Genomic DNA, 20,675 nt, shown 5'->3' on the forward strand with positions numbered 1-20,675 from the left:
TCCTGACAACAGTTAAAAGAGCCTCCTTGACAAGCTAAACGGAACGTCAACGCTAGCTTGCGGACTCCATGATCTCGATGGGCGCACGACGGGCAATCAAACGTCGCCGGCCGGCTTGGACAAAGCGAACGTCGATGACGGGGTCGGAGGGGTTGCCTTCGACGGCGGCCACTTCACCTTCGCCAAACACCGCATGTAGCAGCCGTTGACCAGGGTAGAAATGGCTGTGTACACGATAACCAGCCACGGTTTCGTTCACCTGAGGTGCCGCCAGGGCAATATCCTCGCGCCCGATCTTTTTCAAGTAGCGCTCGACCAAGCTTGGTGCATTCACCGCTACCGGGTCACTCGGTGGCTGGGCGTGTGCAAGATGCTCGGCAATGCGCATACCGTCTTGCCAGGCACTTTCAGCAATGAAGCGGCTTGGCTTGTGGACACCGCCATCGTGCAGAACGAGCAACTGCTCTTTGGCACGAGTAATGGCGACGTAAAATAGCCTTCGCTCCTCTTCCAATCGCTCGTCGCTCAGGGGGTTATCGTGACTGTAGTAAGGAAAGTCTTCTTCGTTGACCCCGGCCACCGCCACCAAAGGCCATTCGAGGCCTTTGGCACCGTGCACCGTACTGATCAATACGCCACCCGCCTGATTCTCCACGGGGCGCTCGAGCAGTTCGATGAACGCATCGGGGTCTTGTACACTCTCGGCCTGCTCGATCAGTACATCTAGCAGTCGTACGTCCTCCTCCCCCTTGTCGCGTCTCGCAGCGGCACGCTTCAACGTCTTTTCTGCATCGATAACCTCGACCACGTGACTGAGCAGTTTTGCCGGTGGCCAAGCACTCAGCCTCGGCAATTCACACAGCAATTCCCAGCGTTTTTTGAGGGTGCGCCGCTGAAGCGGTTTCAATGCGGCCAGCACGGGTTCATGGCGCTCCGGCCACTGCTGAGTACTCGCAAGCTGGTAGGCCAGGCGCTGCAAGCGCTCTCTGGCAACGAACGGGGTTGGCTGAGCTAATAACAGCAGCAACTGCTCGGGATCCTGTAACAGCTCTGGGCGCCTGGAGAGCTTCAGATAGCCCGCCAATGCCTGCACCAAAGGCAAGCGAAACACAAAGCGGTCTTCTCGCAACATTCGAAAGGGAATACCCGCCTGAAGCAGTGCGAGCTGGAACGGCACCGACAGTGCCCAACTGCGCACGAGCAGGCTGGCATCGCTCAGAGCGCGCCCTTGCGATTGCCAATCGATCAGCGCATCCAGCAAAAAACGGCTGCCTTGACCTGCGTTGATGCGGGTCGCCGGGTTGCGAGCCCCTGCCAAGCAGAGCTGATCAGGCCGTCGGCGGTTGGCCATGATGGCGTGATTGGCCGTAAGCGCCAGCGCGTGCCCATGACGAAAGGTCATTGAGAGCGGATAGTCGGTGGCGTCACCAAACGTCGCGGTAAAGTTTTCCAGCATCGTATCAGGGCGTGCCCCCCGCCACTCGTATATGCACTGGTTGGCATCGCCCACCGCCATAACGCTCGCAGTGGAACCGGCCAGCACGGCGAGCAGTCGTTGCTGAACCGTATTGATGTCCTGATACTCATCGACGATCACGTGATCCAAAAACCCCTCGACGCGCTGGCGAAGTGCGTCATCGGCTTCCAGGGCCTGTACGGGACGGTAGAGCAGATCCGCATAGCTCATCACTCCTTCCGCCTCCAAAAGGCGTTCGGCCTCGGCGAAGGCAGCAGGAAAGTAATCGGTGTCAGGCTCGAACTGAAGCCGCTCGTAGAGGGTCTCGGCAGATAGCATTTCCGCCTTTACCAACCCGCAAAAATGCGCCAGTGCTTCCAGGCGGTCGCCCTCTAGCGCAGCGTCACGGCGCTCCATTTGGTCGGCCAGCACGTTCAAACTAGCCTGACGCAGCAAGCGCTCCATCTGCCACTCGGCAGAGAGTAACCGTCTAGGGGCCAGCGCCCCCCAACGGCACAAGCTTTGCGTCAGACGATGCCCCAGAGAGTGAAACGTGCGCACATCGGGCAGCGGTTGCCCATCTGGGGCCATGGTGGCCAGGCGTCGCTGGAAATCCTCTTTAGCAGAACGATTGAACATCAGCACCAGCATTCGCTTGGGAGCAACGCCGCTCGATAGCAGATGAAGTACTCGAGCGGCCATGGTCGTGGTCTTACCCGCTCCCGCCACGGCGGCAACACGAGCATGCCCTTCGCCATGGTGAACCACTGCTTGCTGTTCGGCCGTTAGCTTCACGGCGCCTCACTTGGCAAGCTATCGCTCCATTGACCAAGTGGATGCCAGCTTCCTGCACTATAGAGTCGGCAAACCGTTTGTCCACTTGCCGCTTCTTCGACGCGGGCTTGCTCCACTAAGCGATAGAACACGTTGCGGTGCAGCCGAGCTGCCAAGCCAAAGCGAATGGCACACTCGGGCGCTAAATCACCTTCAGGTGTCATCGACAGCGATAAGGGATGATCAGCGTCCAGGCGCACCACATCCTCGAACTGGGTGGTCAGCCACCAGGCGTCGTCGCGAAAATCGGCCTCGACGATCACTAATGGACGATCCTCGACGCTGACGCGCCAGCGCTCAGCGGGGGTCACCAGGCAATACCCTTCCGCATCCCGCCGCAAAAGACTGGCAAGCACCTTGGCAATCGCCGGGCGTGCGAAAGGCTTGCCTTCATGCAGCCAAGTGCCATCCGCCTGGATGCGTATGTCGATATCGCCCGTGAGCTCGGGCTGCCAAGTATCGACAGGGGGAATGGTCGCCGAGCCGCCGGATTGCTGAAGTAGCCGATCAATGTTCATTGCCATGCTCCCCAAAAGATAGCGCGTTACACTACCAGCCCAGATCGTGCCAGCGCCTCTTTCACATGGGCAGGCGCATCGGGCACGGCAGCCCGGAAAAGATGGTAGAAGTTCACCGTCGTCTGCATCGCAACTTCATCGACGCTGATGCCTCGTTCACGGGCAATACACTCAGCCACCTCGACGACCCACGCGGGTTCGTTGGGCTTTCCGCGATGGGGAACGGGTGCCAAATAGGGGCTGTCGGTTTCGATGAGCAGCCTATCCAGTGGAAGCTGGCGTGCCAGCGTACGCAGTGACGCAGCGTTACGGAAGGTGATAATACCGGAAAGCGAAATGTAAAAACCCAGCCGCACGGCTTCCCGGGCCATCTCCAGATCTTCGGTGAAGCAGTGAATCACCCCCCCCACCTGAGGATTGCTGTGTTCCCGCAGCAGCGCCAACGTATCGTCTTTCGCCTCACGGGTATGGATGATCACCGGTAGTTCTAATTCGCTTGCGGCCATTAGGTGCCGTTTGAAGCGCTCATGCTGGACGCTTAGCGGTACGCTCTCCTGGTAGTGATAATCCAGCCCGGTCTCGCCAATGGCCACCGCGCCATACTGCTCGGCAGCTTCGACGATCTCGTCCACGCTGGGTTCGTGCGCCGCCTGATACAGCGGGTGCAGACCGGCGGAGATCGCAACGTCAGGGTGCTCTCTGGCAATGGCGGCCAGCCCAGGCAGCTCCTCCAGCGTCGTCGAAATCGCGAGAAACTGGCTAACGTTCGCTTGACGCGCAGCGGCCAGGGTGGCTGCTACGTCGCCACCGTGGGTATGTTCCGATAAACGATCGAGATGGCAGTGAGAGTCGACAAACATGCAGGGCTCTTTGAGTGTATAGAAAAATCGCTGAATTAAAGCGTAAATGAAGGGGGCGCTTTATCGAGCTGGCCCGCCAACAGCGTCTCGATACGGTCGCGAACGGAGTAATCCTGCTGGCTGAAGTGAACGCCGATGCCCGGCATACGCCGACCGCTCACGCCTTCGGGAGATATCCAAATCACCTGTCCTGTCACCGAAAGACGCTCACTCTCCCCTGGCAGGGTCAGCAGCAGCATGACCGACTGCCCCAGGCTGTAGAGTGTTTTCGTCGGTACGAAAATCCCACCTCGGTCCAAAAAGGGCATGTAGGCGGACAACAGCGTTGGTACATCCGGTATCGTCAAAGAGAGCGCTTTTTGGGCAGCCATCACGACCTCGTTACAACCAGTGGTTAGGAGCGTAGCAGCGCAGACCAGCGAACTAGCCACGCTTCCAAAACGAGTTGGGGATTTGGGTTGGCCCCTACGGCGAACAAGCGGCGCTGCTCTCGGGCATAATCCAGCAGCCGGAACCAGTCTTGAACGCGACCGTTTTTTACCGCCTGTCGGTAGAGTGGCACCAAATCAGGATTGTGCAACACGCTCTGCTCGCCGGAAAGCCCCAGACGAATCAAGTCCTCAAGCCAAGCGATACCGTACCATAAGATGGCATCGATCGCCTGGCGGTCCAACCTTGCTGCCTCGGATACCGGCTCTGCCCCGCGCACTAACTGCTCGAAACAGTCGTGAATTTGATGCCTCAGGGCACGCTCGTCGGGAGCGGCAAGCTCCACTGCCAAGAGCGGTAAACCACCGGAGACACGCCACCAAAAGTGCGCCTCATCACCTCCCAGATGCTGCGTCAGCCAGCCTTTACATGCCTCGAACGCTACGCTGGCCAGTGGCCACTGCTGACAGCGTGAGCGAATGGTCGGCAACGTGCGAGACGGCACGTCCGAGAGCAGGATAAAGAGCGTTTTGTCGCCAGGCTCTTCCAAGCTTTTTAACAGCGCATTGGCCGCGGCAACGTTCATCGCTTCCGCCGGGGAAATGACAATGACGCGATAACCGCCCTGCTGCGCCGTTTGCGACACGAACCGATTCACATCGCGAATAGGGTCGATACGAATTTGACGCTTCCCCTCCTCCGGCGACACCCGCAGCAAGTCAGGGTGATAGCCTGACGCCAGCATGGCACAGCTATGACACTGCCCGCAGGCCTGCTCGCTTGGCGCTGCACACAACGCTCTGGCGATCAGCGCCTCCGCTAACTGCTGTTTGCCGACGCCGTGAGCACCGCTGATCAGCAGCGCATGGGGCAAACGTCCGCTATCGGCCAGACGCACCAACTGCTGCCAGGTCGAGTGGTGCCAGGGCAAGACGCCGGTTACTGCCATTGCGCAACCCGCTCTTCCAGCACACGACCCAGCACCATTTGAACGTCTTGCAGCGGCTGGGCCGCGTCAATGAGAGCAAAACGCTCCGGAGCAGATGCAGCTCTCTCAAGGTAAGCCTGGCGAACGTCCATGAAAAATTCGACACGCTCTTGCTCGAACCGGTCACGCTGCGTATTGAGATCGCGTAAACGCCCCTCTAGCCGCACTCTGGCAGCGTCAGGCGGCATATCGAGCAAAAGCGTCAAATCAGGAGAAAGCCCTTTCTGAACGAATGCTTCTAGCTGAGCAATTCGGTACGTATCGATACCTCGCCCACCGCCCTGATAGGCAAAGGTCGCATCGGTAAAACGGTCACAGACCACCCAGGCGCCGCGCGCCAGGGCTGGCAGAATTTTCTCCGCCAAATGCTGTGCACGGGCGGCAAAGACGAGCAACAACTCCGCATCGACACTGAGCGGCTCGTTGGGCGCAGGGTCTAGCAACAGCTCGCGAATGGCCTCCGCGCGCGCCGTGCCTCCGGGTTCCCGCGTGCGCACCACATCGATTCCACGCGATGTCAGCCACGCTTCGACGAACGCCACGTTGGTCGACTTACCGACCCCTTCACCGCCTTCCAGCGTGATGAAGCGCCCACGCTTACTCATTGCTGCCCCTTACTCAATTGATACGCCATCTTGGTCGATGGCAGCGATTTAACGATTACGAATATAGCGGTTGACGGCATTATTGTGCTCACGCAGGGTACGTGAAAAATGGTGGGTGCCATCTCCCCGCGACACAAAGTAGAGTGTTTCACCAGGTTGCGGATTCACCGCAGCTTCCAACGAGGCACGCCCTGGCATGGCGATGGGTGTCGGCGGCATACCATCGATCACGTACGTGTTGTAGGGAGTCGCTTCCCTCAGGTCGGCACGGGTAATCCGCCCTTCGTAGCGCTCGCCCATTCCATAAATGACCGTAGGGTCCGTTTGAAGACGCATGCCGCGCTCCATACGCCGCTTGAAAACGCCGGCAATTTCCCGACGCTCTTCCGGCGCTCCGGTTTCGCGTTCGATTAACGAGGCCATGATGAGTGCTTCGTAAGGAGACTCGATAGTGAGATCCTCATCCCGCTCTGCCCAGACCTCTTCCAAAATACGCTCCATCCGCTGCAGGGACTGACGCAAGATATCCACATCGCTCATGCCCAAATGGTAGCGATAGGTATCGGGAAAGAACCAACCTTCTGGATGAGCTCCCTCACGCCCCAAAAGCGTCATGATCGCTTCGTCACTCATGCCAGTCGTGCGATGCTCGAGCTTGGGGGCCGTATCGAGCAACGTGCGCATCTGGCGAAACGTCCAACCTTCCGGTACGGTCAACGAGTATGTCACCACGTTATTGCTGCCCAATAACGCAATGACATCCAGTCCGCTCATCCCGGGCATCAGCCGATACTCTCCCACCCGCAGTTGCGGCACCTGCTCTGGGTCGATACGAGCCAGCAGTTGATACGCCCAGACGTCTTTCAATACGCCTTGAGAAGCCAGGTCACGTACGACTTGATGAAATCCAGCACCCGCAGGCACTTGGTAAAGCGTGGGTTCCTCAACGACAATGGGTGCCGCAAGGCGCTGCTGCCAATAGGCATAGCCACCTAGCACGGCGGCAATCGCCAGCACTACCAATACCGCTAAGACGGCAAATAACCGTTTCACGTTGATACCTCGATCATGTTATGGGGTTGCCTACGATAGAAATGTACCTGGATAACCGAGCAGCCGATGCGCCGCGACTTGCAGCGGATCCGCCTTGAAGCGCGGCCACGCCGCTAGTCGACTGCCGTGGGCGTCGCGTAGCTCACGCACGGGCCAAACCCCTTGAACTGAATTACCGACCCAAAGCCGTTCCACGCTTGACAACGCTGCAGCGGACAAACGGCTTTCGTGGATGAGGCCCTCAGACAGCAAGGCAGCACGCAGGGTGCCCTCTACACCGCAACGATCAATGTAGGGCGTATACAAACGCCCTTCTGACGACCAGAACAGGTTCATACTGGTGGCCTCCACGACATTACTCGCTTGATCGGTCAGCAACCCTTCGGCGATGTCAGGCTCTTGCCACTCCTGACGCGCCAGCACGTTCTCTAGCCGATTGAGATGTTTGATCCCGGCCAGAAGCGGTTGATGCCCCAAACGCAGTTGACACATACGAACGCATACGCCCTCACGCCAGTGCGTTTCGTTTGTCGTAAAGGGCGTACGCCGAGTCATCAGCCGGGGCGCTACCTGGTTAGGAATCGCGTAGCCACGACCACCACTCCCACGGGTCAAAATGAGCTTGAGAACCTCGAGAGCGGCCCTAGGGGGGGCTTGCCACGCCTGAGACAGCTGCCGAGCAGACGGCAATGGAATATTCAAACGTTGGCAGCCCTTTGACAACCGGGCGTGATGGTACTCCCACAGCACGGGCTGCCCATCACGTAGCAAGACGGTTTCGAATAGACCATCGCCATACGCCAGCCCGCGGTCATCGAAAGGCACCTGGGGCATCGGCATCAAGGCTTATACCTTTTTGAACAACAGCGAGCCGTTCGTGCCACCAAAACCAAACGAGTTCGACAGCGTTACATCGATACGCATGTCACGAGCGGTATGGGGGACGTAGTCGAGATTGCAGCCCTCCTGAGGGTTGTCCAGGTTGATGGTGGGCGGCGCAACCTGATCACGAATGGCCAGAATGCTGAAAACGGCTTCAACGGCGCCAGCAGCTCCCAGCAAGTGACCAATCATCGACTTGGTGGAGCTTACGGCCACGTGCTGAGCCGCATGACCCAACACTTTCTCGATCGCACGGCTCTCCGCCAAATCACCAGCCGCCGTCGACGTACCGTGAGCATTGATATAATGCACGGCCGATGGATCAATGGCGGCATCTTTGATCGCATTACTCATAGAGAGCGCCGCGCCACGGCCGTCCTCTGGAGGTGCCGTCATATGATAGGCATCATCACTCATTCCAAAGCCTGCAAGCTCCGCATAAATGTGGGCTCCACGTGCTTTGGCATGCTCGTACTCTTCTAACACCAACACGCCCGCACCATCCGAGAGCACGAAGCCATCGCGCCCGGCATCCCAAGGACGGCTTGCCGCTTCAGGGTCGTCATTGCGTGTGGAAAGCGCACGCGCCGCCGAGAAACCGCCCAAACCCAGCGGCGTCGTGGCCATTTCCGCACCGCCACAAATCATCACGTCTGCATCGCCGTAGGCGATGGTACGTGCGCTGTAGCCAATATTATGCGTACCGGTGGTGCATGCCGTCGTAATGGCAATATTCGGCCCTTTGAAGCCGTGCTGGATCGCCATGTTGCCCGAGATCATATTGATGATGGACCCCGGCACAAAGAACGGCGACACGCGGCGCGCGCCGCCTTTATTGAGCGCATTGTGGTTATGTTCAATCATTGGCAAGCCGCCGATGCCTGAACCGATAGCCACACCGATGCGCTCGGCGTTCTCGTCGTTACACTCTATGCCTGAATCCTGGATGGCCTGCGCACCGGCCGCCATGCCGTACTGAATGAACAGATCCATCTTGCGTGCATCTTTGGGGTTCAAGTAGGGGCTGATATCGAAATTCTTTACCGAACCACCAAAGCGTGTATTGAAGCCACTGGTATCGAAGTGCTCGATAGGCGCAATGCCACTTTTCCCCGCGACGATATTGGCCCACGACTCGTCTACGCTATTGCCCACTGGGGTCACCAGGCCTAACCCAGTTACCACTACCCTTCTTCGCGCCATCAGCTTTCCTCCAGGCATCCATGGTGACACGACCCATCTGGGTCATTTGCTGCAGAAATTTGGTGACTAGTATAACGGAGTTTGAACGTTATATTCATTGAGAGCGTAAAGCAAAAAAGCCGTCCCCTATCAGGACGGCTTTTTTAATACGGGCGGGAGACACCCCACCCTGACTCTTCGCGATGATCGCGCCCTTACTGGTGGGCGTTTACGTAGTCGATCGCTTCTTGAACCGTGGTGATTTTTTCGGCTTCTTCGTCAGGAATTTCAGTATCGAATTCCTCTTCCAATGCCATCACCAGTTCAACGGTGTCCAGAGAGTCGGCACCCAGGTCTTCAGTGAAAGAAGAGCTGTTCTGGATGTCTTCTTCTTTAACGTTCAGGCGCTCTGCCACTACTTTTTTTACGCGCTCTTCAATAGTACTCATCAACGTACTCCAGTCGTTCACATTAGCCGTTATAGATAACCAGCTATTTGGAAACCGCAAGCCAAAAGCTGCGGGGTAGTTTATAGACGCCCTTAGGTTGACGCAACCGCCAAACCCAAGGCCATCAACGCATATTCATACCGCCATTCACGTGCAGCGTTTCACCAGTGATATACCCTGCAGCGTCACTCGTCAAAAAGCCAACGGCAGCAGCAATCTCTTCTGGCCCGCCCAGACGTGCCAAAGGAATCTGTTTCAGCAACATGTCGTGCTGTGCTTCGGGCAGCGATTCAGTCATATCAGTGGCGATAAAACCCGGCGCAACGGCATTGACCGTGATGGCACGTGACGCCACCTCGCGCGCAAGTGCACGACTAAAGCCCTCCATGCCAGCCTTGGCCGCTGCATAGTTCGCTTGACCCAAGTTACCCATGGTCGCGACGACCGAACTGATCGATACGATTCGACCAAAGCGCGCCTTGGTCATGCCACGCAGGCAAGCCTTGCTCACACGGTAGACGGATTTGAGGTTGGTATCCATCACGGAATCCCACTCCTCCTCTTTCATCCGCATGAGGAGGTTATCACGGGTAATCCCTGCATTGTTAACCAAAATCGTGGGTGCCCCGAAACGCTCACCGATCGTCTTTAACACCTCATCGATACTCGCCTGATCGGTGACATTCAGGCACATGCCTGCGCCTTCAATGCCATTGGCTTTTAAATCGGCATCGATTTTCTCAGCACCAGCGTCGCTAGTGGCCGTACCGATGACGATACGGCCCTGACGACCAAGCTCGTGAGCAATGGCACGACCAATGCCGCGGCTTGCTCCCGTTACTAGGGCGACACGTTTCTCTTGCGTCATAACACGTTTCCTTCCACTGAACTAAGCAAGGGTAGCTGATATTCGCCGTTTATCACGCATTACCCGCCAATGTTTCGCGCGCAAGCTCGAGCGCTGCGTCCAAACTGTCGGGGTCGTTGACCGCCAACCCCTTGGCACCACGCACGATACGCTTGTTGAGACCGGTCAGCACCTTGCCCGGGCCACATTCGATGAAGACATTAGCACCTTGCTCTGCCATGGCTTCAACGCAAGAGGACCATCGCACAGGTTGATAGAGCTGCTCGATCAAGCGCGTACGAAGCGTGTCGACATCCGCATGGGCTTGGGCGTCGACGTTTTGGATGACGGTGTAGCGAGGCGTGCGTAGCTCGATCGATTGCATCGCATTGGCCAAACGCTCGGCAGCGGGGCGCATCAACGCACAGTGGGACGGTACAGAAACGGGCAAAGCCAGTGCACGCTTGGCACCGGCCTCTTGGCAGGCCGTAATGGCACGCTCAACCGCCGCTTTACTGCCAGCGATGACCACCTGCCCAGGAGAGTTATAATTCACGGCCGATACGACGTCACCCTGGGCGGCGCTAGCGCAGGCGGCTTCAACAACGGCATCGTCAAGACCAAGTATCGCAGCCATGCCGCCTTCGCCAGCGGGAACGGCCTCCTGCATGGCTTCACCACGTAGACGAACGAGCTGCACACCTTCGGCAAAGCCCATCACGCCCGCGCAGACCATCGCACTGTACTCGCCAAGGCTATGACCTGCCATTACGCTAGGGCGAGGGCCTTCCAGCTCCTGCCAAACTCGCCAGATAGCCACGCTGGATGTGAGCAGCGCTGGCTGGGTGCAAGCCGTTGCATTCAGTGCATCTTCGGGGCCTTCCTGGACGACCTTCCATAGGTCATAGCCCAGCGCATCGGACGCTTCCTCAAATGTCGTTCCCACCACACTATAGCGCTCGGCCAGCTCCCGCAGCATTCCAAGCTGCTGAGAGCCTTGCCCGGGAAAAATGAGGGCAAGGGGTTGAGACATGTCGTTCACCTTTGCTCTTGTAGGCATTTGCTCAGTTGAGCGATAGGCGTAGTCATCGGTAACGCTGACGCGCAGCGAACGGCATCTCCAATGGCCACCGATAACCCGCAAAAATCGTACGACGTTTTGTGGCGTCTTGCTTGCCTTCGGTTCAAGACCAGCGACTGGCAAGCTGGGTTGGCAGATCGCGTTCTACTTCTTGCAGGGCTCGCTGAATAGCGTAGTAGAACCCATCTGCACCGGCACTCCCATGGCTCTTCACCACAATTCGTTTTAGCCCAAGTAGGCTTGCGCCGTTATAACGTACGGGGTCAAGCTCCTGCTTGAGCCGTTTCAGCACAGGTTTGGCCAGTACACTTGCCAAACGTCCACATAGGCGTGATTCAAACGCCCACTGCACACGCTCAACCAACATACGAGTCAAACCTTCGCTCGCCTTCAACGTCACGTTACCGACAAAGCCATCGCACACCATGACATCGATCTCGCCTTGAAAGATGTCGCCACCTTCCGCATAGCCTAGATATACAAATGGCAGTGAGGATGCACACTCCCGAAGCAAGTGATCCGTCTCCCGCACGGTCACACTGCCTTTTGTGGCCTCTGCCCCAACGTTCAATAACGCAACGCGAGGACGGTCGATCCCATCTATGCAGTGCGCCATAGCAGCCCCTAATACGGCAAAATCAACGAGCCGTGAGGCGGGGGAATCTACATTTGCCCCCAAATCCAGCAGGTAGCAACGTCGACCGCCCCGTGAGGGTATGGCAGTACTGATAGCGGGCCGGGAGAACCCAGAGATCATGCCAAGCTCACGCCGCGACAGCGCGACTAACGCCGCGGTATTGCCAGCACTGAGCCCGGCATGGGCGCCACCTTCTGCTACATAGCGCAGCATGCGCGCCATGCTCGTCTCGTGCCCACGCCGCAGCGCCCAGGCAGCCGATGCGCTGGGCGGCACTGCATCAGAAACATCGCAGGCGACTAAACGTGACGCTGCCGCAGCCAAAGGCTGCGGCAAGCGCGAAAGTTCAGCGATGATACGCTGACGCGGGCCGAACAGGGTGAGTTCAATGTCAGGTCGCTCGATGACCGCCTTTGCAGAGCCTTCGATAATGGCACGAGGGCCTTGGTCACCCCCCATGACATCGATCGCTAGGCGCATTGCACCCACGCTGTTATGCCACTCGTAAAGTGTTAAGGCTTAAACCTCAACCACCTTACGGCCGCGATAGAAACCATCGGGAGAAACATGGTGACGCAGATGAGTGGTGCCCGTTTCTTTGTCTTGAGACAGAGTCGGTGCGCTCAGCGCATCGTGACTACGACGCATGCCGCGCTTGGAACGAGTTTTACGGTTCTGTTGAACTGCCATGAGTGTTTACTCCAAGGTATGTAGGGTAAGTGATGCTTACTTTTTGCCTTTCAAAGCGCCACTGCTTTTCAAAGCATTGAGCACCGCGAAAGGATTCTTGGCTGAAGCGGACTCGTCCGCCGCGCCTTCGGTCTTGCTGACCAGCTGCTCCGCCGAGACATGGCATTCGGTCTCATCGTGGTAGACCACCTGGGGAAGGCTGAGAATGAGCTCATCCTCGACCACCGTCAGCAGGTCCAGCTGTTCGTTTTCCACCAGCACCGGCTCATGACTGGCAGGCAGCTCGGCGGCCAAGGCTTCGTCGGTAATCATCCCAAGCAGGAAGTCACTGGAAACGTCTTGGCTAAGCGGCACCATACAGCGACGACAAGGCAGTGCCAGCGTCGCTTGCAAATGGCCACGAATTTCGCGGCGACCTTGGGCATCGACACCAAACTCGAGTACGACATGACAGTCGCCCGTTTGGTCGCCTGCTTCTTCAGCAAGGCGGGGCAGCTTATTCAGCGCCACTAAGCCTTCGAGTCGTTCGCGGCGGGCTGCAAGCTTATAAGGCTCAACCCGGCTGGGGAGTTGTGAGGTCAACATAGGCGCGCAATGATAGGCACTCGCCCCCCTGGTGTCAAAGCTCATAGCATAATTCTTATCGATAGCTCGGTGAAAACGGGGCTATTAGGCATGTCGCCGCGCTTTCGCTACACTCAATGCCCGTGCTGATGGCGCCATCCCAGTCAAAAGGAGACGACAGTGCCGCAAATGCAAAACGCCCCCCTCGTCCTTGCGTCTAGCTCTCGCTTTCGCCAAGCGCTGCTAGACCGTCTGCAGCTACCTTACCAATGTCACTCCCCTGACATCGACGAGACGCCCCTCGATTACGAATCCCCGCAGGCACTCGTTCACCGCCTTGCGCTGAGCAAAGCCAACGCGGTGGCCGAGCGTTTCCCCCACCACTGTATCATTGGCTCTGATCAAATTGCCCTGTTCGAAGGTGACATTCTCGGCAAACCACACACACCGGAGCGCGCACGTGCCAATCTGGCGCGTTTTTCGGGCCGTAAGGTCACGTTCTTGACGGGACTCGCTCTGGTCGACACGCGACATCAGCGCCACCACGTGCATATCGAGCCGTTCGAGGTGGTATTCCGCACCTTGAGCGAACAGGAAATAGAACGTTACGTTGCCCTTGAGCAACCCCTCGATAGCGCCGGAAGCTTTCGCATGGAGGGGTTGGGAATCACACTATTCGAGCGTCTGGAGGGCCGTGACCCCAACGCATTGATCGGACTGCCCCTCATCGCCCTTTGCGACATGCTTCGCCACGTGGGCATGAACCCCTTGGCGACGTCTGACGCTACTGGGCCTGAAACTTTATCGGCGCATGACTAGTGTGCACACCCAGCACCTCGGCAGCCGCTTGAGTAAATCGGCGCGTTAGCCGCTCGAAGGGATCTAAACGAGGCGTGTAGTTCTCCCAGGACGCCTCGCCCACCTGAGCACGGGCAACCTGCTCTAGACTCGCCAACTCATCGACCAACCCTAAGCCAAGCGCCTGCTCGCCGCTCCAGACTAGCCCGGAAAAAATATCCGGGTTATCGCTCAAACGCTCTCCGCGCCCCGCTCGCACATCACCAATGAATTGCTCATGCGTTTGGGTGAGCACGCTTTGCCAAAAGCGCGCCACGTCCTCGTCCAACGGCTGAAAGGGGTCTAGAAACGCCTTGTTCTCACCCGCCGTCATGACTCGGCGCTCGACTCCCAGCTCGGCAATGGCTTCTTGAAAGCCAAATCCCGCATAAATCACGCCAATCGATCCCACCAAGCTGGCCGGAGACGCAACGATCTCGTCTGCCGCCGACGCAACGTAGTAAGCACCGCTGGCACCGATATCTTCGATCACTGCAATGATCGGCTTATCGCCCTGCTCGCGCAGGCGCATGATTTCGGTATAAATACGTTGAGACTGGACAGGACTTCCTCCCGGGCTGTCGATGTGCAGCACCACGGCGACAACACCGGCATTGTCCCAGGCTCGATTCAAACCTTGGATGATGCGCTCCGCATTGGCAGGCGCATCGCTGGCAATCACTCCGTGCACTTCTATCAACGCCAAGTGTTGCTGCGCGGGCACTGCAGCGGTAGGTTCTGCCAAAAATACCCGATAGAGCGTCGTCGTCAGCGAGATGAGCACCAGCGCGAGTAACATCAACCTAAAGAATAGCTTCCAGCGGCGGCTTCTACGCTGCTCGGTCAGCACACCACCGATCCAACGATCCATCATCTCAAGCTGAGCTAGCCGCTGACGCTCTCTTAGGGTCTCTGCATCGTCCTCTTGGTGATCTGTCTGCGCTGCCCGCTTTTGCTGCGCAGGCACTTCAGGTCCTTGCGTCCAGCGATCATGCTCACTCGATGGATCACGGCTGCTGGGTGCCTCTCCATGGCGCTCGTCACGCCGCTGATCATCACTCATCGTCGACTCCTACGTTGCGTGTATTCACGTCTAGGCCTGTCTGCATAGCGGCTCGCAGTAGAGCCAATCGAACAGTGACGGTATGTCGTCAGCCACCCACACGGGCTGGCTAGCCGCCAGACGAGCGGGCGTGTGCACACCGTAGGTCACCCCCACCCGATCCATCCCCAGGGCGCGGGCCATCTCCAAATCGTATTCGGTGTCTCCCACCATAACAGCGCGCTCTACTGGCACCTGCAGCTCGGCCAAAATCTCCTCTAGCATCTGGGGATGTGGCTTTGAACGCGTCTCATCGGCCGTGCGGCTCGCGTGAAAAAACTCGCCGCTCCCCGTCTCACGAAAGATTCGATCGAGACCGCGACGACTTTTACCCGTCGCGACCGCAAGACGTTGCTGGGGTCGCTCCCGCAATCTCGCCAGCTGCGCCTCTACCCCGTCGAAAAAAGGCATTGGCGTCGTATTGCCCTCTACAAAGTGATGGGAGTAACGCTGGCGCAGCCGCTCGGCCTGCTCGGACGCAATGCCCGGGCATAGCTTGGCGATTGCCTCAGGCAACCCTAAACCGATGATGTCTTCGATGGCACTGACGTCCAGTTCGCCCCACTCGGCATCCATCGCCGCCGCCTGCATGCAAGCGACGATTTTGGGCACGGAATTCATTAGCGTGCCGTCCCAGTCGAAAATAATCAGCTCGTAACGCATAGCATTTCTCTCATTGACGTGCGCGCTTGAGCGTCTCTTCAAGTGCCTCTGGAAGCGGCGCTTTAACCGTCACAGGTCTGCCGTTACCAGGCTCTGGAAAGGTCAGCGAGCGAGCATGTAGAAAGAGGCGGCCCAAGCCCAATTGCTTGGTCAGCACTGCGCTTTCACGGGTCGCGTATTTATCATCACCCAATAGCGCATGCCCTGCATGGGCAGCGTGCACGCGAATTTGGTGAGTGCGACCGGTCACTGGCTCCGCTTCGATCAGCGTGACTTTTTCGAACGTCTCGACCACGGAGAAGTGAGTGCGTGACACCTTACCATTGGGGTCTACCCGCACGCGCCGCTCGCCGTTGCCTGCATCGAAACGATCCAGCCGCGCGCTTTCGTAGGTTTTGCGGGCAGGCCAGCGTCCGGCCACCAGCGCCAAATAGCGTTTGTCCATGCCGTGTTTTTTCAAAGACTCGTTGAGAGTAACCAACGCATCACGGGACTTGGCGAGCAGTAAACAGCCGGAAGTATCGCGATCGAGACGATGCACCAACTCCAAGAACGTCAGGTCGTCACGCACTTGGCGAAGAGCCTCGATCAAGCCAATCTTGACACCACTTCCCCCATGGACGGCCAAGCCCGACGGCTTGTTCATCACCATCCAGTCGGGCCCTTCCATGATCACGCTGCCCACCAGCAGGTCGCGCAGATTATCGCTGACTTCTTTCACCGCCTCTTTAGGGGCAAGACGCAGCGGCGGCACTCGCACCAAATCACCCGACTGCAGGCGATAATCGACTTTGACCCGTTTTTTATTGACCCGAACTTCCCCTTTACGAACGATACGGTAAATCAGTGCGCGGGGAGCCCCTTTTAATCGGGTCATCAAAAAATTATCGATTCTCTGACCTGCTTGTTCCGGGGCGATTTCCACCCACTGTACTTCACGCCCTTCGGACATTGCCGCTTACTCCTGGTGACATTCTTTGACGTCAGATTAAAAACGGCATTCTAACGTAGAGCTCCCGGCATTGCGTCAATTGCTGGTGGTTGTCTTTACTGTTATATTCCAAAGCGCTCATCGGCCAACGTGGCCGGGCCGAACGTGGCCCGCTTTTATAACATTGGTATAAAGAAGGATGTTCCACGTTTTGGCTTCGCACCTGCACGACCAACACGCAGGTCAGAGCGCACTCAGTAGTGATAAGTGTACGCACTACCTACTGACAACGTATTGAAATGCAGTAACTCTGTCGTTTGACACCCGTCGGACGAGAGAGAACGTCAGGCTCGGCCAGAAACGGCGGGCCCGTCACTAATTAAACGTTACGCCTCAGCCTTGCAGCCTCTTTTCGTCACAAGTCGTTGCAACGCTAGGGCGCTAAGATCAACGCTGTGCCGATACCGGCGTTGGCGAATCGATGAATGCCAGGTGTAGGCGGTGTCAGCAGAGCCGGATGGACGTGACAGCCACCGAAACATGTTCTGCCGCCGCCACGTACTCAACGCCCTTTCGGCCGGGTCGGCACGACTGCCTTCCCGGCTTAATGCGTCAGCATAACCATGCGCCGAGCACAAGCACGCAGCACCCAGCGATTCGCCGACGCACGCTTTCAAAAGTATGTCGGCACGCCATGCTACGTGAGACAACATGAAACGGATGCTAATTAACGCGACCCAGCCTGAAGAGCTGCGGGTCGCACTGGTAGATGGACAGCGCCTTTACGATTTGGATATCGAATCCGGCGCTCGGGAACAGAAAAAAGCCAATATTTATCGGGGTAAGATCACCCGAGTAGAACCCTCTCTCGAAGCCGCGTTCGTGGACTTTGGTGCCGAGCGCCACGGTTTCCTTCCTCTGAAAGAGATCTCGCGCGAATACTTCATCAAAGACGTCTCTGGTCGCCCTAGCATCAAAGAGGTGCTAAAAGAGGGCCAGGAAGTCATCGTTCAGGTCGATAAAGAGGAACGCGGCAACAAAGGCGCAGCGCTGACCACTTTTATCAGTCTCGCGGGTCGCTTTTTGGTGTTGATGCCCAACAACCCACGCGCAGGAGGGATTTCACGCCGTATCGAGGGCGATGACCGCAGCCAGCTCAAAGATGCAATGGGTCAGCTCACCGTTCCTGATAAAATGGGACTGATCGTTCGTACGGCCGGCATCGGACGTAGCTCCGAGGAGCTACAGTGGGACTTGGATTACCTCGTTCAGGTGTGGGAGTCCATCACGACGGAAGCAGGCAAACGCTCGGCACCGTTTCTGATTTACCGTGAATCCAACGTCATCATTCGCGCCATGCGCGACTACCTGCGCCAGGATATCGGCGAGGTATTGATCGATAGCCCCGAGATTCACGCCGAGGCGCTGGCGTTCATTCGCCAGGTCATGCCCTCGTACCAACAGAAGATCAAGCTCTACGCGGACGAAGTTCCGCTCTTCTCCCGTTTCCAGATCGAGTCGCAAATCGAAACCGCCTATCAGCGGGAAGTGAAGCTGCCATCAGGCGGCTCGATCGTGATCGACCACACCGAAGCGCTGGTCTCAATCGACATCAACTCCGCCCGTGCCACGCGGGGTAGCGATATCGAGGAAACGGCACTGCAAACCAACTCGGAAGCCGCCGACGAGATCGCCCGACAGCTGCGCCTGCGGGATATTGGTGGCTTGGTCGTCATCGACTTTATCGACATGGGGCCCGCGCGCAACCAGCGTGAAGTCGAAAACCGCATGCGCGATGCCTTGAAGCTGGATCGCGCGCGGGTTCAAATCGGTCGCATTTCTCGCTTTGGTCTGATGGAAATGTCGCGCCAGCGCCTGCGCCCTTCTCTCGGCGAAACCAGCGGCGTGGTGTGCCCGCGCTGCAACGGCCAGGGCACCATTCGGGACGTACGCTCACTATCACTCTCGATCATGCGTCTAATCGAAGAAGAAGCCATGAAAGAGCGCAGCGCCCAAATACGCGCCATCTTGCCAGTGTCCGTGGCCACCTACTTGCTGAACGAAAAGCGCAGCGTGCTGGCAGACATAGAGTCACGCCAAGGGGTTCGCGTGGTCCTGCTTCCCAGCCCTGACATGGACACGCCGCATTATGATGTCCAGCGCCTGCGGGATGATCATTTAGACGAAGATGATAGCCACTCGCTCTCCAGTTTCGAGCTGTCGACCGACACCGACGTCGGCAAAGAGCCAGACCCAAGCTTTGCGCCCCCTGCGCAGCGTGCCGAAGCTGCCGTGAAGAGCGTCGTACATAACGCCCCGGCGCCTGCATCGCTACAAACCGAAGAAGCGCCTGCCAAGGTAGCCGCCGCTCCAGCGCCGACCGCCGAGCAGCCCAGCGTACTCGGCCGCTTCATTCGCGGCTTCGCCAAGCTATTGGGCGGAGACGACAGCGCTCAGCAGACGGCTAAAGAGGCAGAAGCGCCACGCAAGCAGTCCGAGCAGCCAAGCCGCCCGTCACGCAACGAGCGCCGCAGCAAACCGGCCCAGGAGCGTAGCGACAGCACGCCCAAGCAGGAACAGCGCAGCGATAACGCCAAGAACGATCAGCGCAGCAACTCAGCAGGCAACACCGGGCCACGTAGCGAGGACGTTAGCGACAAGCGCAGCGGCCCAAGCCGTACGCGTAACCGCCGCCGCCACCCCCAACAGGACGATAGCAAAGGCCAAGAGAACGCGAAAAACCCGCGTCAGCAGAGTCCTAAAGAGGCCCAGAAAGAGACGTCCAAAGAAGAGTCTGGCAAACCTCAGGAGCCTCGTCGCGACAAGCCACGGGACGGCAAACCCAAGCAGGATAAGCAAGAGGAGCGCGCACCTGCGGCGCAAGCCGACGACGGACAGCAGGATGACGGCAAGCCAAAGCGCACCCGCAACAACCCGCGTAACCGCTCGCGTAAACAGGCACTCAATCCGCAGGCGGAAGCCGAGCAGTTGAAGCTGCAAGCCGAAGCCGCAAAGGCTCCCCAAGCCACTGATGGCATGGCCGACACAGCGCCTGCTGACGTGACACCCACGGTTGAGGCCTCCACACAGACAGCCGAAGCCTCTCAGGCAACGGCCACCGAGGCACCGACTGATGCCGCGACCCTACGAAGCGATCAGGCCGACCAGACGTCCGAAGTGAGCGCTGGCGAAGGTACTGGCGGAAGCACTGGAGAGAGCACCAAAGAGAGCACTCCCACAGAGCGCGCAGTCAACAGTGCCGACAAAGTTCGCAAACCGACGCGCCAGCGTCGTCAATCCAAGCCGGAAGCCACCGCTCAAGAAGCAGCGGCACCGAGCAGACCGCAGCCCGAGCCCGCCTCCACGGAAGCAGCTAGCCACGCGGAGCCTGACGACGCTACTACAGAACGCGCACGCACCGCGGACGTGCAGCAAGAACCCCACGTAGAGTCGTCAGCAGTTGAGGTGCCCAAAGCCGAAGTGCCGGATGCAAGCGTTGACGATGCGAGCGATGCTCAGGCTCAGCCAACTGATCACGCAAAGGCGCCGCAGGCCACGAACGCGCCTCAAGCGCCCGCGGCCACTCCGGCAGAGACCGAGGCAAGCAGCGCTGCGCCTGACAAAGCACACGCCCAAGCGGCGAAGACCGACGTATCGGTAGCGCCAGTAGCAGACGTCGATGCCCAGCCCACGGCAGAAGCGGAGCAGGACAACGTTGACACAGCGCCCTCTGCGAAGCCTGAAGACGACGCATCGACCTCCGAGGCGGCCACGCCGGCAAGCGAACGAACTGCCGAGAAGACGCCCAGCGATGCCGTCGCCGACGAAGCGACATCAGCGACTGCCAACGCGTCCGAGCAGAAACCCGCGGCCACTGCCTCGACCGACGAGGTGTCTGCGCCAGCGCCAGCTAGCATTGCCACCGACGAAGAAGCGCCTAAACCCCGCCGTCGTCGCCGTCGTGCCCATAACGATCCGCGTGAGCTGCGCAAGCAGCAGAACGCTCAAGGTCAGAACTCGCAAGAGTAACGGCCAAGCACAAAAAACCCCGCCTCGGCGGGGTTTTT

General features: G+C 58.3%; 20 protein-coding genes. 2 read left to right on the plus strand and 18 right to left on the minus strand.

Annotated features, from left to right (window positions below; all coding sequences use genetic code 11):
* Window positions 1-52 precede the first annotated feature (52 nt).
* From GYM47_RS10380 to GYM47_RS10450, 15 genes are all read right to left on the minus strand, one after another.
* Window positions 53-2,251: an ATP-dependent helicase gene (locus tag GYM47_RS10380; RefSeq protein WP_153842903.1), complete on the minus strand. Its 2,199-nt coding sequence runs from the start codon at window positions 2,249-2,251 to the stop codon at window positions 53-55.
* Window positions 2,248-2,808, minus strand: a complete 561-nt coding sequence (locus GYM47_RS10385; RefSeq protein ID WP_139527233.1) for a DUF1285 domain-containing protein — start codon at window positions 2,806-2,808, stop codon at window positions 2,248-2,250. Before GYM47_RS10385 ends, GYM47_RS10380 begins: the two co-directional genes overlap by 4 nt.
* 26 nt (window positions 2,809-2,834) lie before the next feature.
* Entirely contained in the window at window positions 2,835-3,668 is an 834-nt protein-coding gene (locus GYM47_RS10390; protein WP_153842902.1) for a TatD family hydrolase, read from the minus strand.
* Window positions 3,669-3,703: 35 nt separating this feature from the next.
* Window positions 3,704-4,039 (minus strand): PilZ domain-containing protein, encoded by a 336-nt coding sequence (locus GYM47_RS10395; protein WP_139527231.1) that lies wholly within the window; start codon window positions 4,037-4,039, stop codon window positions 3,704-3,706.
* A gap of 23 nt (window positions 4,040-4,062) precedes the next feature.
* Window positions 4,063-5,046, minus strand: coding sequence for a DNA polymerase III subunit delta' (locus tag GYM47_RS10400; protein WP_153842901.1), 984 nt, complete (start codon window positions 5,044-5,046; stop codon window positions 4,063-4,065).
* Complete coding sequence (gene tmk / locus GYM47_RS10405; RefSeq protein ID WP_153842900.1) at window positions 5,037-5,690, minus strand: dTMP kinase; 654 nt, start codon at window positions 5,688-5,690, stop codon at window positions 5,037-5,039. Before tmk ends, GYM47_RS10400 begins: the two co-directional genes overlap by 10 nt.
* A gap of 48 nt (window positions 5,691-5,738) precedes the next feature.
* Complete coding sequence (gene mltG, locus GYM47_RS10410) at window positions 5,739-6,743, minus strand: endolytic transglycosylase MltG (RefSeq protein WP_153842899.1); 1,005 nt, start codon at window positions 6,741-6,743, stop codon at window positions 5,739-5,741.
* A gap of 30 nt (window positions 6,744-6,773) precedes the next feature.
* A complete protein-coding gene (gene pabC / locus GYM47_RS10415; protein ID WP_153842898.1) occupies window positions 6,774-7,583 on the minus strand; it encodes an aminodeoxychorismate lyase in 810 nt (269 codons plus the stop codon).
* Window positions 7,584-7,589: 6 nt separating this feature from the next.
* Window positions 7,590-8,828 (minus strand): beta-ketoacyl-ACP synthase II, encoded by a 1,239-nt coding sequence (fabF, locus tag GYM47_RS10420; RefSeq protein ID WP_153842897.1) that lies wholly within the window; start codon window positions 8,826-8,828, stop codon window positions 7,590-7,592.
* A gap of 194 nt (window positions 8,829-9,022) precedes the next feature.
* Entirely contained in the window at window positions 9,023-9,256 is a 234-nt protein-coding gene (acpP, locus tag GYM47_RS10425) for an acyl carrier protein (protein ID WP_008956801.1), read from the minus strand.
* 124 nt (window positions 9,257-9,380) lie between these two features.
* Complete coding sequence (gene fabG, locus GYM47_RS10430; RefSeq protein WP_139527225.1) at window positions 9,381-10,124, minus strand: 3-oxoacyl-ACP reductase FabG; 744 nt, start codon at window positions 10,122-10,124, stop codon at window positions 9,381-9,383.
* A 52-nt stretch (window positions 10,125-10,176) separates the two neighbouring features.
* The gene (gene fabD, locus GYM47_RS10435; protein WP_139527224.1) at window positions 10,177-11,136 is read right to left on the minus strand and encodes an ACP S-malonyltransferase; all 960 of its coding nucleotides are present in this window, start codon (window positions 11,134-11,136) and stop codon (window positions 10,177-10,179) included.
* A 151-nt stretch (window positions 11,137-11,287) separates the two neighbouring features.
* Window positions 11,288-12,301: a phosphate acyltransferase PlsX gene (gene plsX, locus GYM47_RS10440; protein ID WP_153842896.1), complete on the minus strand. Its 1,014-nt coding sequence runs from the start codon at window positions 12,299-12,301 to the stop codon at window positions 11,288-11,290.
* A 39-nt stretch (window positions 12,302-12,340) separates the two neighbouring features.
* The gene (rpmF, locus tag GYM47_RS10445; protein ID WP_009099300.1) at window positions 12,341-12,511 is read right to left on the minus strand and encodes a 50S ribosomal protein L32; all 171 of its coding nucleotides are present in this window, start codon (window positions 12,509-12,511) and stop codon (window positions 12,341-12,343) included.
* A 36-nt stretch (window positions 12,512-12,547) separates the two neighbouring features.
* The gene (locus GYM47_RS10450) at window positions 12,548-13,096 is read right to left on the minus strand and encodes a YceD family protein (protein WP_139527222.1); all 549 of its coding nucleotides are present in this window, start codon (window positions 13,094-13,096) and stop codon (window positions 12,548-12,550) included.
* Between the two features lie 168 nt (window positions 13,097-13,264).
* Between GYM47_RS10450 and GYM47_RS10455 the strand changes: the two genes are divergently transcribed.
* Window positions 13,265-13,894 (plus strand): Maf family protein, encoded by a 630-nt coding sequence (locus GYM47_RS10455; protein ID WP_153842922.1) that lies wholly within the window; start codon window positions 13,265-13,267, stop codon window positions 13,892-13,894.
* On the opposite strand, the gene sppA is transcribed toward GYM47_RS10455, so the two are convergent.
* The 3 genes from sppA to GYM47_RS10470 are packed head-to-tail and all read right to left on the minus strand — an operon-like array spanning window position 13,860 to window position 16,629.
* Window positions 13,860-14,975, minus strand: a complete 1,116-nt coding sequence (sppA, locus tag GYM47_RS10460; protein WP_153842895.1) for a signal peptide peptidase SppA — start codon at window positions 14,973-14,975, stop codon at window positions 13,860-13,862. The two genes, GYM47_RS10455 and sppA, sit on opposite strands and share 35 nt — an antisense overlap.
* Before the next feature lie 30 nt (window positions 14,976-15,005).
* Window positions 15,006-15,677: an HAD family hydrolase gene (locus GYM47_RS10465; protein WP_153842894.1), complete on the minus strand. Its 672-nt coding sequence runs from the start codon at window positions 15,675-15,677 to the stop codon at window positions 15,006-15,008.
* Between the two features lie 10 nt (window positions 15,678-15,687).
* Window positions 15,688-16,629 (minus strand): RluA family pseudouridine synthase, encoded by a 942-nt coding sequence (locus tag GYM47_RS10470; RefSeq protein ID WP_153842893.1) that lies wholly within the window; start codon window positions 16,627-16,629, stop codon window positions 15,688-15,690.
* Between the two features lie 690 nt (window positions 16,630-17,319).
* Here GYM47_RS10470 and rne point away from each other — a divergent pair.
* Window positions 17,320-20,637: a ribonuclease E gene (gene rne / locus GYM47_RS10475; RefSeq protein ID WP_153842892.1), complete on the plus strand. Its 3,318-nt coding sequence runs from the start codon at window positions 17,320-17,322 to the stop codon at window positions 20,635-20,637.
* Window positions 20,638-20,675 lie beyond the last annotated feature (38 nt).

This window comes from Vreelandella piezotolerans (genome assembly GCF_012427705.1).
GTDB classification, from domain to species: Bacteria; Pseudomonadota; Gammaproteobacteria; order Pseudomonadales; family Halomonadaceae; genus Vreelandella; species Vreelandella piezotolerans.